Origin of the sequence: Nocardia sp. NPDC023733, from assembly GCF_040639775.1 — a bacterium.
Classification (GTDB): Bacteria; Actinomycetota; Actinomycetes; order Mycobacteriales; family Mycobacteriaceae; genus Nocardia; species Nocardia rosealba.
This window is the reverse complement of record NZ_JBFAAN010000005.1, coordinates 186456-202100: the sequence shown is the minus strand read 5'-3', so window position 1 is coordinate 202100 and position 15645 is coordinate 186456. Positions and strand designations below refer to the sequence as shown.

General features: G+C 70.4%; 14 protein-coding genes. 4 read left to right on the top strand and 10 right to left on the bottom strand.

Annotation, left to right across the window (positions count from 1 at the left end):
* Positions 1 to 46 precede the first annotated feature (46 nt).
* On the top strand, positions 47 to 694 hold the full coding sequence (locus AB0F86_RS21175) for a nitroreductase family protein (protein ID WP_181697605.1): 648 nt from the start codon (positions 47 to 49) through the stop codon (positions 692 to 694).
* Here AB0F86_RS21175 and AB0F86_RS21170 read toward each other — a convergent pair.
* A complete protein-coding gene (locus AB0F86_RS21170; protein ID WP_225282012.1) occupies positions 687 to 1013 on the bottom strand; it encodes a DUF3017 domain-containing protein in 327 nt (108 codons plus the stop codon). The genes AB0F86_RS21175 and AB0F86_RS21170 overlap by 8 nt on opposite strands.
* A 61-nt stretch (positions 1014 to 1074) precedes the next feature.
* Here AB0F86_RS21170 and AB0F86_RS21165 point away from each other — a divergent pair, with 61 nt between their 5' ends.
* Entirely contained in the window at positions 1075 to 1539 is a 465-nt protein-coding gene (locus AB0F86_RS21165; RefSeq protein WP_181697606.1) for a tRNA (cytidine(34)-2'-O)-methyltransferase, read from the top strand.
* Here AB0F86_RS21165 and AB0F86_RS21160 read toward each other — a convergent pair whose 3' ends face one another.
* Genes AB0F86_RS21160 through AB0F86_RS21145 form a run of 4 tightly spaced genes read right to left on the bottom strand, consistent with a single transcriptional unit; the run spans position 1540 to position 6809 of the window.
* Positions 1540 to 1764 carry a DUF167 domain-containing protein gene (locus AB0F86_RS21160; protein WP_181697607.1) on the bottom strand — a complete coding sequence of 75 codons (225 nt, stop codon included), beginning with the start codon at positions 1762 to 1764 and terminating at the stop codon, positions 1540 to 1542.
* Positions 1724 to 2644, bottom strand: coding sequence for a DUF4349 domain-containing protein (locus AB0F86_RS21155; RefSeq protein WP_356984914.1), 921 nt, complete (start codon positions 2642 to 2644; stop codon positions 1724 to 1726). The genes AB0F86_RS21160 and AB0F86_RS21155 overlap by 41 nt, the downstream gene beginning before the upstream one ends.
* 44 nt (positions 2645 to 2688) lie before the next feature.
* Complete coding sequence (locus AB0F86_RS21150) at positions 2689 to 6303, bottom strand: error-prone DNA polymerase (protein ID WP_356984915.1); 3615 nt, start codon at positions 6301 to 6303, stop codon at positions 2689 to 2691.
* 50 nt (positions 6304 to 6353) lie between these two features.
* On the bottom strand, positions 6354 to 6809 hold the full coding sequence (locus AB0F86_RS21145) for a hypothetical protein (protein WP_084457285.1): 456 nt from the start codon (positions 6807 to 6809) through the stop codon (positions 6354 to 6356).
* A 130-nt stretch (positions 6810 to 6939) separates the two neighbouring features.
* On the opposite strand from AB0F86_RS21145, the gene AB0F86_RS21140 reads away from it, so the two are divergent.
* Entirely contained in the window at positions 6940 to 7884 is a 945-nt protein-coding gene (locus AB0F86_RS21140) for an SDR family NAD(P)-dependent oxidoreductase (protein ID WP_225282007.1), read from the top strand.
* Between the two features lie 158 nt (positions 7885 to 8042).
* Here the strand turns inward: AB0F86_RS21140 and AB0F86_RS21135 are convergent, their stop codons facing one another.
* From AB0F86_RS21135 to AB0F86_RS21125, 3 genes are all read right to left on the bottom strand, one after another.
* Positions 8043 to 8936, bottom strand: a complete 894-nt coding sequence (locus tag AB0F86_RS21135; RefSeq protein ID WP_225282123.1) for a sucrase ferredoxin — start codon at positions 8934 to 8936, stop codon at positions 8043 to 8045.
* Between the two features lie 167 nt (positions 8937 to 9103).
* A complete protein-coding gene (locus AB0F86_RS21130; protein ID WP_356985019.1) occupies positions 9104 to 10606 on the bottom strand; it encodes a DNA polymerase Y family protein in 1503 nt (500 codons plus the stop codon).
* A 311-nt stretch (positions 10607 to 10917) separates the two neighbouring features.
* The gene (locus AB0F86_RS21125) at positions 10918 to 11673 is read right to left on the bottom strand and encodes a hypothetical protein (RefSeq protein WP_356984916.1); all 756 of its coding nucleotides are present in this window, start codon (positions 11671 to 11673) and stop codon (positions 10918 to 10920) included.
* Between the two features lie 188 nt (positions 11674 to 11861).
* Here AB0F86_RS21125 and AB0F86_RS21120 point away from each other — a divergent pair, with 188 nt between their 5' ends.
* Entirely contained in the window at positions 11862 to 12995 is a 1134-nt protein-coding gene (locus tag AB0F86_RS21120) for a serine/threonine-protein kinase (protein WP_356984917.1), read from the top strand.
* A 22-nt stretch (positions 12996 to 13017) separates the two neighbouring features.
* On the opposite strand, the gene AB0F86_RS21115 is transcribed toward AB0F86_RS21120, so the two are convergent.
* On the bottom strand, positions 13018 to 13653 hold the full coding sequence (locus tag AB0F86_RS21115) for a response regulator transcription factor (protein WP_067491188.1): 636 nt from the start codon (positions 13651 to 13653) through the stop codon (positions 13018 to 13020).
* 247 nt (positions 13654 to 13900) lie between these two features.
* Positions 13901 to 15574 carry a PspC domain-containing protein gene (locus AB0F86_RS21110; protein WP_356984918.1) on the bottom strand — a complete coding sequence of 558 codons (1674 nt, stop codon included), beginning with the start codon at positions 15572 to 15574 and terminating at the stop codon, positions 13901 to 13903.
* Positions 15575 to 15645 lie beyond the last annotated feature (71 nt).

Here is a 15645-nt window from a genome sequence, read left to right as displayed (position 1 = left end):
AGGTGCCTACTTCCCTAACGGATGTAACTCTCCGATAGTTAGAAACATGATCACGCAGACACTTTCGGTCACCGACGCCATCCGCACCCGCCGCACCGTTCGCCACTACCGGCCCGATCCGATCCCAGCCGGCATCCTCGACGAGCTGCTCGACCTGGTCGTGGAGGCGCCGAGCGCATGGAACATGCAGGACCGCTCCATCGTCCTGGTACGCAGCGAACAGGGCCGACGAGCCCTGTCGGAGGCGGCATTCGGGCAGCCGCAACCGTTGGAGGCGCCCGCGGTGCTGGTTTTCGTCGCCGACCCGAACGCTTGGCGCGGTGCCCGGACCGATATCGCGGAGCGGGCCGCCGCCAATGGAGCGTGGAACGAGGAATTCCGGGCGATGTTCGACGGGCGCGCAGAGTACCACTCGCTGAGCGAGCGGGGGTTGCTGCGCGAGAACGCGGTGAAGAACGCGATGATCGCGGCTACCTACGTCATGCTCGCCGCGACCGGACTCGGCCTTTCATCGGCACCGATGAACGGGTGGGACGAGGAGGCGGTGAAACGGGCCGTCGGCATCGACCCGGAGTCGGACCTGGCGATCGCCGTGCTGGTAACGGTCGGATACGGCGCCGGGACCCCGCCGCATCCCGGGCGCAGGCCCCGCCCGCAGACGGTGTTCGCGGAGCGCTACCCGGTGCTCAGCTGACGCCGAGGGTGTTGATGGTGGCCGCGAGGAAGACGATGGCGCTGCCCAGGGCGGTGAGCCAGGCGACGTCGAAGGGCTTGCTGCGAACCGCGAGCAGGCCGACCTGCACGGTCGGCAGACACAGCCGGAACGCGGCGGCCACCAGCGCCGCGCTGCCGAAGATGAGGGCGCCGCGTCGCCAGCGGTCCCAGGCGACGAAGGCGACCGCGATCACGATCAGCACGCTCACCACGGTCATCGGCAGGTGGCTGCGCAGGTACTGCTGCCACGCGCTCAGCCGCACGACGCGATGCTTGCCGGTGGTCTGCGCCTCGTTCACGTTGCCGATTGTCGCAGTGCGGCGCGCTGTCCGCACACAGGGGCCCGCTACCCTGCTGCGGGTGTTCAATGTGATGTTCCATCAGCCGGTGATCCCGCCGAACACCGGCAACGCCATCCGGTTGGTCGCGGGCACCGGGTGCACCCTGCATCTGATCGAGCCCCTCGGTTTCGACCTGTCGGAATCGAAACTGCGCCGTGCGGGGCTGGACTACCACGATCTGGCCTCGGTCACCGTGCACCCTGATCTCGAAACGGCCTGGGCCGCGATCGGACCGCAACGGGTCTTCGCGTTCACCACCCAGGCCACCACCCGCTACACCGACATCGCCTACCAGCCCGGCGACATCCTGCTGTTCGGCACGGAGCCGACGGGCCTGCCGCCGGAGGTGCTCGCCGATCCGCACATCACCGACCAGGTGCGTGTCCCGATGCTGCCCGGGCGGCGCTCGATGAACCTGTCGAACACCGCCGCCGTCGCCGTGTACGAGGCGTGGCGACAGCACGGGTTCCCCGACGCGGTCTGATCAGTCGATCTCGAAGCGTTTGAAGCGGGAGGTGGCGCCCGCGGTGAGATGGACGGTGGACTTGGGGACACCGAAATGGTCGGCGAGCAGTTCGATGGCGGCCTTGTTGGCCTTGCCCTCGGTCGCGGGGGCGCGGACGTAGAGGGTGAGGGTGCCGTCGGCGGCGGTTTCGACCAGCGGGCCTTTACGGCTGTTCGGTTTGATCGTCGCCCGCACTATGGGCACCGGCGGTCTCCTTCGCGGTGTGGGATCGCGGTTTCCGGCGGACGACGCGCACGGCCGCGTAGAGGATCGCGCCGAGCAGGGCGAACAGGCCCAACCACGGCACCGCCTTGCCCGCGAAGACGACCGCGTCGCCCAGCCAGTCGACCAGCGAGTTCCAGCCGGAGACGATGCCGTCCCAGAACGAGTCCGGCTCGCCCGGCGCCTGCTTCTTCTCGGCGGTGAGGGTGATCGTGAGGGTCGACAGGGCCACCTGGTCGTCGAGGCTGCGTTTCTGGGCGGTGAGGCTGTCGAGTTCGCCCTGCCTGCTCGACAGCGCCTCCTCGGCGGCGATCAGGTCGGCGGTGTTGTTCGCACCCGCGATCAGCGCTTTGAGCCGGTCGACGGAGGCGCGCAGGGCATTGATGCGGGCGTCGAGGTCCTGCCACTGCATGGTGACGTCGTCGCGGTTGGTGCTGATCTCGGTGACCGTGCCCGCGTCGCCGAGGTCGGTGATGAAGGCGTCGGTCTTGTCGGCGGGCACCCGCACGCTCAGCACGGCGCGCGCGACTCGCTTGTCGGTGCCTGGCTGTTCGGTGCGGCTGTCGACGCGCCCGTTCAGCGCCGTCACCCGGTCGACGACGGTGCCCGCGGCGGCGATCGGATCGTCGGCGGTGATGTCGACCGAGCCGGTGATCACCTCTTTACGGGTCGACGAATCCGACGGTGCGGGACTCTCTTTCGACGGTGCGCCCTCCCGGAAGCCGGGTGCGACCGCGGGGGCCGGGGCGGACGCGTCGAGGGCACCCGGGCTCGAACTTCGATCGTCGGCTTCGTCGCCTCCGCACCCGACCAGGAACACCAGTCCGAGCAACGCGATCATCACCACGGCAAGCTTGCGCATGGTCGCAGCGTAATGCGTTGTGGGCGCCGAACGGGGCCGAGTGCTCAGCGGAAGTCGCGGGACCGGGCGACGATGCGCAGGTCGAGGTGTTCCAGATGGTCGGCGACCAGGCTCGCCACCCCCTCGGCGTTCTGGATGCGACCACGGATGAGCAGGGCGGTCGCGCTCTGGGCCAGGCGCCGGTAGCGGGTCCACAGCCCGACCGAGCAGACGACATTGATCATGCCGGTCTCGTCCTCGAGGTTCAGGAAGGTGACGCCGGCGGCGGTGGCCGGACGCTGCCGGTGGGTGACCGCGCCCGCGACGAGGATGCGCGAACCGTCCTCGACGAGCAGCAGATCGGCGGCGGGCACCACCCCGAGCGAATTCAGATGGGCGCGAAGGAATTCGGTGGGATAGGTACCGGGCGAGATACCGGTCGCCCACACGTCGGCGGCGGCCAGCTCGAGTGCGCTCATGCCGGGCAGCGACGGCGCCTGCGTCACCGCCCCGGTGCCCGGCAGCAGATCGGACCGTTCCCCCGCCGCCGCCCCCGCCGCCCACAACGCCGCCCGCCGCACACTGCTGCCCCGCGTACCGCCGTCCACCACGGCCCTACCCGCAGTCGACACACCGGCATCGGTCACCATCGCCACGCTGCTGTCGGACACAGCCGCATCGACCAGCATGTCGAGAGCACCTGCGGTGGCCAGCGATTCCGCTTGGGTGACAGTCAATTCCACGCGCCCGGTGAGGTCGAGCATCGAGGTGTAAGGGCCGTGTTCGGTGCGTTCGGTGACGAGGCGTTCGGCGAGGTCGTCGCCGATGTGGCGGACGGCGGCGAGGCCCAGGCGCACCTCGGTGCCCGCGTTCTCCAGAGTGGGTTCGGCGCGGCTGGCATTGATGTCGGGACCGTGCACGAGCACACCGTGGCGGCGGGCATCGGCGACCAGCGACTGCGGTGAGTAGAACCCCATCGGCTGGGCGCGCAGCAGCCCGGCGCAGAACGCGGCCGGATGGTGCAGCTTGAACCACGACGAATAGAACACCAGCGCGGCGAAGCTCTGCGAATGACTTTCGGGGAAACCGAAATTGGCGAAGGCGTAGAGCTTTTCGTAGATGCGGTCGGCCAGGTCGCCGGTGATGCCGTGCAGCTCGCGCATGCCCTGGTAGAGGCGGTTCTTGAGCCGTTCCATCTTCTCCGGTGAGCGTTTGGAACCCATGGCGCGGCGCAGCTGATCGGCTTCGGCGGCGCTGAAACCGGCGACGTCGATGGCCATCTGCATCAGCTGTTCCTGGAACAGCGGGATGCCGAGGGTGCGCGACAGCGAGTTCTCCAGCGCCGGATGGTCGCAGACCGGGGGCTCCTTGCCGTTGCGCCTGCGGATGTAGGGGTGCACCGACCCGCCCTGGATGGGCCCCGGCCGGATGAGGGCCACCTCGACCACCAGGTCGTAGAACACTCGCGGCTTCAACCGTGGCAGGGTGGCCATCTGCGCGCGCGATTCCACCTGGAACACCCCGATCGAATCGGCGCGCTGCAGCATCTCGTAGACGGCCGGTTCGGTGAGATCGAGAGCATGCAGTTCCACCTTCTCGCCCTTGTGTTCCCACACCAGGTCGATCATGTAGTGCAGGGCCGAGAGCATGCCGAGACCGAGCAGGTCGAACTTCACCAGACCGACCGCGGCACAGTCGTCCTTGTCCCACTGCAGCACGCTGCGGCCTGCCATGCGCGCCCATTCCACCGGGCACACATCGGCGATGGGGCGATCGCAGATCACCATGCCGCCGGAGTGGATGCCCAGATGCCGTGGCAGGCCGTCGAGTTCGCCCGCGAGCTCGAGCACGGCGTCGGGGATATCGGTGCCGGTCTCCTGGCTCACCCCGGACCAGCGGCTCACCTGCTTGCTCCACGCGTCCTGCTGGCCGGGCGAAAAGCCGAGCGCCCGGGCGGCATCGCGCACGGCCGACTTGCCGCGATAAGTGATCACGTTCGCCACCTGGGCGGCGTAATCACGGCCGTACTTGGCGTAGACGTGCTGGATGGCCTCTTCGCGCCGGTCGGATTCGATGTCGACGTCGATGTCGGGCGGGCCGTCGCGTTCGGGTGAGAGGAATCGCTCGAACAGCAGATTGTGGGCGACCGGATCGACATTGGTGATGCCGATGGCGAAGCAGACCGCGGAATTGGCCGCGGACCCACGGCCCTGGCACAGGATGTCGTTGTGCTTGCAGAACTCGACGATGTCGTGCACGACAAGGAAGTAGCCGGGGAACTCGAGCTGCCGGATCACCGCGAGTTCGTGCTCGATCTGCTTGTACGCCTTGGGGTTGCGTTCGGGAGATCCGTATCGTTCGGCGGCGCCGCGATAGGTGATCTCACGCAGCCAGGAGTTCTCGTCGTGGCCCGGTGGCACCTCGAACGGTGGCAGTTTCGGTGCGATCAAGCCGAGATCGAAGGCGCATTCGCGGGCCAGCGCCGCCGCGTTGGTCACCGCGTGCGGGTACGCCGTGAACAGCCGCGCCATCTCCGCGCCGGAGCGCAGATGGGCGCCGCCGGTGGGCGCCAGCCAGCCGGCCATCTCGTCGAGGCTGCTGCGGGCGCGGATCGCGGCCAGGGCCATGGCGCGCCGACGCTGGGCGGGCGCGGCGAAATGCGCTCCGGTGGTGGCTATCACCGGGAGACCGAGCCGGTCGGCGAGGGCGACAAGATAGCCGTTGCGCTCGTCGTCGGTGGCGATGCCGTGGTGGGTGAGTTCCACGCTCACCCGGTCGGTGCCGAATCGTTCGACCAGATCACGCAGGGCCGCTTCCGCTTCGGGCAGGTCTGTGTCACCCGTGAGCAGGTCGTGTTCGAGGGCGGTGCGCAGGTGCCCCTTGCGGCAGCCGGTGAGGATGTGCCAGTGCCCGCTCGCCGCAGCGGTGAGCGTGTCGAGGTCGTAGCGCAGGACGCCCTTCTCCCCCGCCGCCATGTGTGCCGCCGCCATTTCCCGCGAGAGGCGGCGGTAGCCCTCTTGCCCCCTGGCCAGGATCAGCAAGTGTGGGCCCCTCGGATCGGGAAAACCCGTGCGGGGCATCGAATCCGGGGCGGCACCGTGACCGCTCCTCGCCTGCGACAGGTCTGCGTGGCGCAGCAGCCCCGCGTCGGCCGGATCGGTCGCCGGGCGGCGACCCCTCGACGCGCGGCCCCTGCCGAGATCGCGCGGATCGCCGATCTCGCGCAGCCCGCCGCGCGGAACAGTACGGCGCCGGACCGCATCCCCTCGGCCCGGCGCCGCCTCCGCATCGGTTCCCAGTGACAGTTCGGCACCGAAAACCGTTGGCATTCCCCATTCCCTGGCCGCCTCGGCGAACCGGACGGTCCCGTAGAAACCGTTGTGGTCGGTGAGCGCGAGCGCCTCGAGGCCGAGCCGCACCGCCTCCTCGACCAGTTCCTCGGGCGGGCTCGCGCCGTCGAGGAAGCTGTAGGCCGAGTGGGCGTGCAGTTCGGCGTAGGGCACCGCCGGGCCCGCCGGGAGTTCCAGTTCGGGTGCACGGTATTCGCCGCGTTTGCGCGACCAGGCCGGGCTGTCGCCGCCGTCGCCCGGGTGCATCTCCTCGGCGGGGCGGGCACTCGGCTTGCCCGAGAGCACCCGCTCCAGCTCCGACCAGGTCGGTGGCCCGTTGCTCCAACCCACGCACCCGCTCCTCTCCCTACCCCCTCACCTCGATTGCCGTGCCGGACACCTCAATTCGCCGGCAACCGCTCCATCGACTGCGACTCCAGCGCCGCCTCCACATGGGCGAGACCCGCCCGGATCACCGCGCCGTAGGCGTCGTTGGCGAGCACGTCCAGGTGGCCACGGGCGATGGTCAGCTGCATGCGCGCCATGTCGAAATCACCTACCCGGCGGTGACTGTCGGCCAGATTCAGGTACAGCGAGGGCAGGAATCCGCGCAGCCCCTCGTCCAGCGGGATGCCCGGCCCGAACACCGCGGCCAGGGCCCGCTGATCCCACAGCAACGCACCCTCGGGTAGTTCCTGCACATCGGCAAGGTGATGTGCCACCACGCAGCGATGCAACGGGTCGCCGCCCTCCCCTAGTTCGTCCCAGAGCCGGGTCAGCGCCGCGCGCGCCGCCGCCGGGTCGAATCCGCCGAGCCGCACCGCGGCATAGATGTCCGCCATCCGATCGTCCGCCATGGCCCAAGTATCGCACATATGTTCGAATATCCACCAGAGGCGTTCGAACATATTTTCGAGTTTCTCACAGGCCTGGTCGCATAACTTACTTTGAAGTAAGTTAGAGGGAGCGAGCTGCAAAGGAGCAGTGATGTCCCAGGTTTCCCCGAAGAACCGGCGCGATCTCACCGGAAGGCACGTGGTGATCACCGGCGCGTCCTCCGGCATCGGACGTGCCGCCGCCCTCGCCGTGGCCGACAAAGGCGCCGTCGTCCTGCTGCTGGCGCGGCGCGGCGACGAGTTGGCCCAGGTGGTCGACGAGATCCGCGCGGCAGGCGGGCAGGCGCACGGCTACCAGTGCGATGTGACCGACGCCGAATCCGTCGAATCGACCGTGAAGACCATCCTCGACCAGCACGATCACGTCGACATGCTGGTCAACAACGCCGGCCGGTCCATCCGCCGCGCCATCCACCGTTCCACCGACCGCTTGCACGACTACGAGCGCACCATGGCGGTCAACTACTTCGGCGCGCTGCGGATGACCATGGCGTTGCTGCCGCAGATGCGCGAACGCGGCTTCGGCCACATCGTCAACATCTCCAGCGCGGGCGTGCAGGTGGCGACGCCGCGCTTCTCCGCCTACCTCGCCAGCAAGGCGGCGCTGGACAAGTTCACCGAGGTGGCGGCCGTCGAAACCCTCGCCGACGGTGTCACTTTCACCACCATCCACATGCCGCTCGTGCGCACCCCGATGATCGCCCCCAGCGGCGACCAGGGCCCCTCCGAATCACCGGAATGGGCCGCGGCCACCATCGTCCGCGCCCTCACCGAGCGCCCGAAACGCATCGACGTCCCCCTCGGCACCCTCGCCGAATACGGCGCCCTGCTCACACCCAAACTCCGCGACCGCATCATGCACCGCTACTACCGCGCCATCCCCGACTCCCCCGCGGCCAAGGGTGAGGCCAGCACCCCCGATCCCGACCCCGCACCCCTGGCACCCCAGCCGGAGTCGAAGAAGTCCCCCGTCCGCACCGCCGCAGGCGCCGCCGTCCGCCGTGCCGCCCGCTGGGTCCCCGGCACCCACTGGTAGCCGTTTCAAGATCACCACGGAAGGCCGGCTGTTTCGACTTCGGCCGGCCTCCATGCGGGGTCCTTACGCACGAGCGGATCCGCGAGCTCGGACGGCCGCCGTTGAGAACGGGCGTCGCAGGGACGGGAGCGCAGGCCTTGCCGGGTGGTGCGCGTGGGTCAGAGGGTGGGGAGTTGTTCGATGGAGACCGGTTCGAGGTAGCTGGCGGGTTTGGGGTTGGCGTTGCAGCTGGCCGGTCGGGGTGGTGCGGGGGTGGTGCGGGTGGTTACGCGCCAGCGGCGGCCGTCGCGGTGGGTGACGACGGCGGCGCCCGCGAGGGTCGGGTCGTGCGTGGGGGTGGGGTCGAGGGCGACGGTGAGGGCGTCGGCGGGGGCCGGGACCTGTTCGCGGACAGCGACTTCGGCGAGCTGGGCGATCGGGGGGTAGCAGCTGCGGCCGCGCAGGCCGGTGAGGGAGACCTCGCCGGTGTCGGCGGCGGCGAGCAGGTCGCGGGCGGCGGGGGTGTCGACGCGGCCGTAGGTGAGGCCCGACGGGAGCAGGACGACGGCGGGGGCGAACCGATGACCGCCGGTGTGGGACGCCTCCCAGACGCGGCCGGGGTGTTCGGCGGCCAAGGCGGCGGCGATCGGGCGACCGAGGCGGGCGCAGCACTGGTCGCGTTTGCCGTGGGCGCAGACCAGGACGATCGGATCATCCACCGGCACACCGATTTCCGGGGCAGGCCCGTCCACCAGGTGCAGATCGATATCGAAAAGCTCACGCAGGTCGGTGATCTCGAACCGCACACACCACGAACCCTCGGGCCGCGCACTGGCCAGCAGCACCGTGCGCGTGCCGGTGAACTCGTAGCGTCCGGGACGGCGGATCAAGGTCGGGCGCACCTTCGCCGCCGACGTGCGCGCGGCCAGCTCGGCGGTGATCTCCGGCCCGAGCACCTCGTCACCCAGCACATCGCGCCCCCACGCCCCGGGATGCTCGATACACAGCCACCCCGTGGCGTGCACCGCCGTACCGAGCAGCGGAAGGTCGGCTGCGGCCGCCGAACACACCATGCCCTCGAACGGATTCGTCACCGCGCCTCCTTCCTCGCTCGCCGGGGCGCTCCCTGGCCGGAGTTCACTGTAGAGGCGCCCGGCAGTGCACGGCGCACACCCTCGCTGAGCAGCGGTGACAGCGAAGCAGCCCACGGCCGAGGAGATCGACCGGCAGCAGCGCGGTGCTACTCGTAGACCCCCTCGGCGTGCCAGTTCTGCTCGTCGTGGACGAGCAGAACCGCGCGGATCTCGGTGGGACGGGCGTCGAGCTGGACCTGGACGCGCACGGCCGTTGTCGCGTGTTCGGCGGCGGACCACCAGCGTTCCACGACCGGCCACGGACCTGCCCAGCCGAGCAGGGACCACTGTTTGCGGCCCCAGCGCAGGATCGCGGGGTCGGCGGTGAACAGGCCTCGGTCGGTGACGCCGACCTCGGTGCCGTCGGCGGCGGTCAGGTGGACGGTGGGGCGGTGCAGCAGGAGCAGGGTGGGGGCCGGTTCGGGGAGGCGGCCGGGCCACGGGTGGGCGGGGTCGGCGCTCGGGGTGAGTTCGTCACCGAGGGCGATCATGGTGATGCGTTCGGCGGGGCCACGGCCGCCACTGAGCACCCCGATGCGCACCGCTTCACCGCCGAGCAGACCCTGCACTCGCACCAGCGCGCGCCTGGCGCGTTCGGTCTGCTCGCCCTCGCCACCCCACAGACCGAGCTGCAACGCACCCGAGGCGACCACCTCGACCGGTTCCAGGGTGAGCGCGACGATGGGGCCGGTCGGGCGGGCGCGATGGGTGAGCCAGCCGTCGAGTTGCCAGCGGACCCGGTCGGCGGTGTCGGGCGGGGTGAGCGGGCGCGCACAACGCCAGATCCTGGTGAGTTCCTCACCGGTCTCGGTGCGGGCGGTGACGGCGAGCCGGGTGCACGACACCCCCGCCGCCGACAGGGCCGCGTGCAAGCGGGTGGCCAGCTGCCTGCCCGCGAAAGCGGCCGCGTCGACCCGGTCGATGGGTGGGTCGCAGGCCAGCTCGACGGTCAGTTCCGGAGCAGGCCTACGCGCCGAAGGCGGGCGTTCCGGGAGGGCGCGCGCCATGCGATGGGCGTGCGCGGCGTCGGCACCGAACCGGGACGTCACCTCGGCGGGCGCGAGCCGGGCGAAGTCGCCGATGCGGCGTAAACCCAAGCGGTGCAACAGGTCCGCGAGGTCGGCGCGGTCCGGTGCGGACAGGCTCGGTTCGGCCGCGAGCTCGGACACGGGCAGCGACGCGAGGTAGCGCGCACCCTCCCCCGGCTCGACGATCGCGCCGCGCCTGGCGGCGATGACCGCCGTCGACATGGCATCGGCGATCCCGATCTGGGCTTCGGCGCCTGCCACCGCGACCGCGTCGATCAACCGTTCCGCCGCCGCCTCCTCGGACCCGAAATACCGTGTGGCACCACGCGCCCCGAGCACGATCAGCCCCGGCCGCAACACCTCGACCCCCGGCACAGTGGCATCGACAGCCGCGACCACCGGCTCGAACAGCCGCGCATCCCGATCCGGATCCTCTTGGGCTACAACGAGTTCCGGACAGCACCCTTGTGCGTCCCGCCTGCGCATCCCCCGCCGCACCCCCTCTGCCCGCGCGATCGCCGAACAGGCGACAACCCGGTTCCCGCGCAACACCGCGATCGGCCGCTGCGCCGCCACCCCCATCCCGGCTGCGGCCGCCACCGCAGGCCAATCCGGGCACCACACCGCGACCACTCGATCAGCGCGCCTCACAACAACACCCCGACCACACGACCCCACACCACACCGCGCTCCCCCACCCCGGCACACTCGACCGCCCCACCATCACGAGCCCACGCGTGAGCAAGGCACCGCACCCTGCGGTAACAGTCTTTGCCCGCACCTTCCTGTGATCGATGCGAACGCCGCGGACGGCGGTCGATCGGTCGAGGGGCGCGGGGTGCGCGATGGCGGTGCTCATGCCCATCGCGCGAAGGTGGACAACGGACGCGGGGTCACGACACGGCCTCGCGTAAGGCGGTCACTTCGGTTGGGCGGGCGACGTTCTCGCGGGCCAGCCATTCGGTGCGGCCCGCGCGGGCGCACAGGTCCATGCGGCCCTGGCGGGGTGGGCCCGCCTTGGCGCTGACGCGCACGTCCAGGCAGACCGAGCGCAGGCGGCCGCGGCCGGGGCCCAGGCCGTCGTAACCGGCGACGCGGGTGTCCAGGCGCAGCGCCGGGTTGGTCCATTCACCGCCCGCGACGACGAGAGTGGTGCCACGGTTGCGGGCGCGGGCGGCGAGCACGCGGCAACGAGCCGGCGGGACGGCGAGGCCGTGCAGGCCGAGGACCACCAGGTCCAGGCCGTCGAGCAGAACCGCGGCCACCTCGGCGGGGTCGGGACCCGGGTCGGGAACGACGGCGAGCCGCGACAGCTGCGCACCCATCTCTGCGGCGGCCAGCAAACCGAGCCGCGGCAGCCCGACCACCGCCGCGTGACCACCGCCCGCGGTGACCGAGGCGAGCAGACCGGTGAGCAGCGAGTGCGCACCGGAGTAGGCGACCACCGACCCTTTCGGCAATCCGCCGTCGGGAAGCAGGTCGGCCAACGGCGCGGGAACGGGCAGCAGATCGCGGCGAAGTGGCTGTTCACGGGGTATGTGCGCGGCCACGGACGCACCGCGACCCGGCACCGAGGCCATCCGCCTGCGCAACTCGTCGAGCATGTGCTCGCGCGTACCCGGCTCGGGCGGCAAACCGTTCGAACCCATCAACACCACCTACTTCCACGATGGACCCGCGAGCGGCGAACCGCTCGTCACCGAAACGACAGCACCGTTCCAGCTATCGATCGTATTCGAATATACGTTCGATCGCGACCAGCGTGACAGGCACCCCTGTCCCTGTCCACAGGGAAGATCCCGGCCAGTCAGCGGCAGATTCGGCTACCCTCGCACCCGTGACCGAACGTGCTCGTCCCCATATCGGCCCCGACTACCTGGTCGCGGGCCGCTACCGCCTGCAGTCGAAGCTGGGCGGGGGTGGCATGGGCGCGGTCTGGCTGGCCACCGATCGGCTGCTCAACCGGGAAGTCGCGATCAAGCAGGTGCTCACCACCGCCGGCCTGAGCGAGGCCGAGGCCGAGCGGGTGCGCAACAGCATCGTGCACGAGGGCCGGGTGGCGGCCAAGCTGTCGCACGAGCACGCCATCGCCGTCTACGACGTGGTGATCGAAGCGGGCGAGCCGTGGCTCGTCATGGAGTACTTACCCTCGCGCAGTGTGGCCAAGGCGCTCGCGCTGGTGGACGCACTGCCCGCAGTGGAGGTCGCCCAGATCGGTGCGCAGGTGGCCGACGCACTCGCCGCCGCCCACGCCGCGGGCATCGTGCACCGCGATATCAAACCGGGCAACATCCTCGTCGCCGACCGCGGCCCCGACCTGGGCAAGGCGAAACTCAGCGACTTCGGCATCTCCCGTGGCGCGGGCGACCCGCACGGTGACGAACCCGACGGCGTGATCACCGGCACCCCCGCCTACCTGCCGCCCGAGGTGGCGCGTGGCGCCCAGCCCACGGAGGCCAGCGACGTGTTCTCCCTCGGCGCCACCCTCTACACCGCGCTCGAGGGTCAGCCGCCGTTCGGTTTCGACGACGACGAGAACGACGTGGTCACCCGCGCCGCGATGGGCCGCATCATCCCGCCCACCCGCAGCGGCATCCTCACCCAGCCGCTGCTGCACATGCTCGAGCCCGCGCCGCAGCGCCGCCCGACCATGGCCGAGGCCCGCGACGAGATCCTCACGGCCGCTTTCGGTCCCGGCACCGGCGCCTACATTCTCGGTGTTCCGCTGCGCACCGAGGACGGCACCATCCCGGCCTGGGCGTCGCGCAGCGGCGCCAGCGGCGTACGCAGCCCCAATGCACAGCCGCTGCCCCGCCCGCACCGCGCACCCCTGGCAGCCGCGCAGACCGCGCGCCCACAACGCACCGGCAGCTTCTTCGACGACCTGCCCAACGGTGCGCCCTTGGCGATCGGCGCAGGCGTGCTGATCGGCCTGGTCATCCTGATCGCGCTCATCATCGCGGTGATGTAGGCGCTGCCGCGTCCGGGGCCGCTCATTCGATGCGGCGGCGATGGGCCCATCTGGTCAGTGCGTTGCGGTTGGACTGCTGAGTTTTGCGCAGCACGTTCGAGGCGTGGGTTTCCACGGTTTTCACCGAGATGAACAGGCTTTCGGCGATCTCGCGGTAGGTGTATCCGCGGGCGAGCAGGCGCAGGACTTCCAGCTCGCGCGGGGTCAGTGAGTCCAGTTCGGGGTCGAGCGGCGGTTCGGGGACCGGGGAGCGGCCGGTGAACGAGTCGAGGACGAAACCGGCCAGCCGTGGACTGAACACCGCGTCACCGCCCGCGACGCGGCGGATGCCGTCGGCCAGCTCGGCGCCGGAGATGGTCTTGGTGACATACCCGCGCGCGCCCGCCCGGATCACCGCGATCACGTCCTCGGCCGCGTCCGACACGCTCAGCGCCAAACACACCGGGCCCGAGGCGATTCCGCTCAGCACCGCGACACCGCCACCGTCGGGCATGTGCACATCGAGCAGCACCACGTCCGGTTTCGCGGCATCGATCCCGGCGACGGCCTCCGCCACGGCCCCGGCCTCGCCGACCACCTCCATGTCGGCTTCCCGGCTCAGCTCCGCTCGCACCCCCGACCGGAAGACCGCGTGATCGTCGACCAGAAACACCCGCACACTCACTCGAGACTCCTCATTCGAACCGCGAACCTGATGCTCATCGGTACCACACCACGATGTCCAGGCGACGCGATCGGGCCATCAGCGCCCCCATCATGATGTCCGCGCGACGCAACCGGACCATCAGCGGTCACACCACGACATCCGCGCGGCCGCAACCGGACCCTCCACGGCCACATCACGACATCCGAGCGGCGCAAGCCCTCCACCGCCACCACCATGTCCGAGCCGCGCAACCCAGCCGTCAGCGGTCGACCGGATGATCACGGTGCGCCTGGTCCAGGCGCAGAGCGACGGTCGGCGAATCGGCGTCGGTCGGCTGTTCCTCGTCGCTCGGCTCGGAGGAACCGGAGTCGGTGCGCGGCATGACGATCCGCACCTCGGTACCGCGCCCGACGGTCGAGTCGATCTCGGCGGTACCGCCACGCCGCTCGACGCGCGCGCAGATCGACTTGGCGATCCCGCGCCGGTCGGCGGGCACCGACGACACATCGAAACCGGCGCCGCGGTCGCGTACGAAGATGCTCACCTGGTGCGGTTCGGTTTCGGCGAACAGGTCGATCTCGGGCACATCGGCGTGCTTGGCCGCGTTGACCAGCGCCTCACGGGTGGCGCCGAGCAGGGCCGTGAAGTGCTCCTTGGGCAGCCCGGCGCCGGTGTCGCCGGGGTCCATCGCGACATCACCGACGGTGACGGGGGTGACCTTCACACCGTGCTGGTCCTCCACCTCGCCTGCGATGGTGCGCAGGGCGGCGGACAGGCTCGAATGCGCGGGCGCGGCATCGTCGAAGAGCCATTTGCGCAGTTCGCGTTCCTGGCTGCGGGCCAGGCGCAACACTTCCTGGGGATCTTCGGCTTGCCGCTGGATCAGCGCGAGGGTTTGCAGCACCGAGTCGTGCAGGTGAGACGCGATCTCCTCGCGTTCCTCGTTGCGGATGCGGGCACCGCGTTCGGCGTTGAGCGCGCGGACCATGCGCAGCCACAGCGGCACCGTGAGCAGGCCCGCGCCGACCAGGGTGACCGCCACCGCGATCAAGGCCGAACCGAGCGAGCTCAGGTCGATACGGGCCAGCACGACGACACCGAGCCCGAACACGATCAGCGTCGCCCCGGCCACGATGCGCGACCAGGTGACCACCGACGGTCGCGCGGGCAACCCGAACAGCGCCCGGGGGCCCGGCGCGGCCACATCGTATTCGCGCCACACCAGCGCGGCACCGACCGCCACGACGACGACCGGCACGATCACCTTCGCCGCCGTGCCCTGGAACAACCAGCCGACGGTGACCGCGAGCACCATCCCGAGCAGCGCGAGCCCGATCGCCTGCCTGCGCTCGTCGCCGGTCGGTGCGGTCGCGTCGCCACCGGCGGGGGTGAAGATCCACAGCAGGCCGTAGGCCACCAAGCCCGCACCGACCAGCGCGGACAGCAGCACGAACGCCAGCCGCACCTTGAACACGTCGACGCCGAGGTGATCGGCCAGGCCGCCCGCGACGCCACCGATCACCCGGCCACCGGTCCGCCGGACCAGCCGGGGAGTCGTGGGCGATGCCGGGTCGCCGGGTTCGGACGCGGGAACCGGGAGCACACCGGGGAGATACCCCCGCGGCACGCCGTAACCCTGCGGCGGGACCGGCGCGTAGCCGACAGCCGGACGGTACGGCGGCGGCCCGGGCAGGTACTGCGCGCCAGGACGGTACTGCTCGGCGACTCCGTACTGCTGAGCCCCGCTGTACTCCGGGCCACCACCGGACTGCTGGGCCGCGCGGTGGTACTGCCGGACAGCTTCGCGATACCGCCTGCCACTTGGCCGAGGCGCCACGGGCCCCGGCATGCGCGCGGAGCCGTTGATCCCGGGGGCGAAGCCGGGCCCGGGTAGCCCCTGGGCGGCGGTGCGGGTGGGAACAGACGGATCCATACTTCGATACTGGCACGCGAGAGCGGTAGCCGACATCAGGAAAGACCCTGATCTGTGCCCCGATGTCCTCG

Excerpts from the sequence above, each read along its gene's own strand:
- AB0F86_RS21110 (WP_356984918.1), bottom strand. The coding sequence starts at position 15,574 with ATGGATCCGTCTGTTCCCACCCGCACCGCCGCCCAGGGGCTACCCGGG.
- AB0F86_RS21125 (WP_356984916.1), bottom strand. The coding sequence starts at position 11,673 with ATGGGTTCGAACGGTTTGCCGCCCGAGCCGGGTACGCGCGAGCACATG.
- AB0F86_RS21155 (WP_356984914.1), bottom strand. The coding sequence starts at position 2,644 with ATGCGCAAGCTTGCCGTGGTGATGATCGCGTTGCTCGGACTGGTGTTC.
- AB0F86_RS21140 (WP_225282007.1), top strand. The coding sequence starts at position 6,940 with ATGTCCCAGGTTTCCCCGAAGAACCGGCGCGATCTCACCGGAAGGCAC.
- AB0F86_RS21135 (WP_225282123.1), bottom strand. The coding sequence starts at position 8,936 with ATGGTGTGTTCGGCGGCCGCAGCCGACCTTCCGCTGCTCGGTACGGCG.
- AB0F86_RS21145 (WP_084457285.1), bottom strand. The coding sequence starts at position 6,809 with ATGGCGGACGATCGGATGGCGGACATCTATGCCGCGGTGCGGCTCGGC.
- AB0F86_RS21175 (WP_181697605.1), top strand. The coding sequence starts at position 47 with ATGATCACGCAGACACTTTCGGTCACCGACGCCATCCGCACCCGCCGC.
- AB0F86_RS21130 (WP_356985019.1), bottom strand. The coding sequence starts at position 10,606 with ATGGGGGTGGCGGCGCAGCGGCCGATCGCGGTGTTGCGCGGGAACCGG.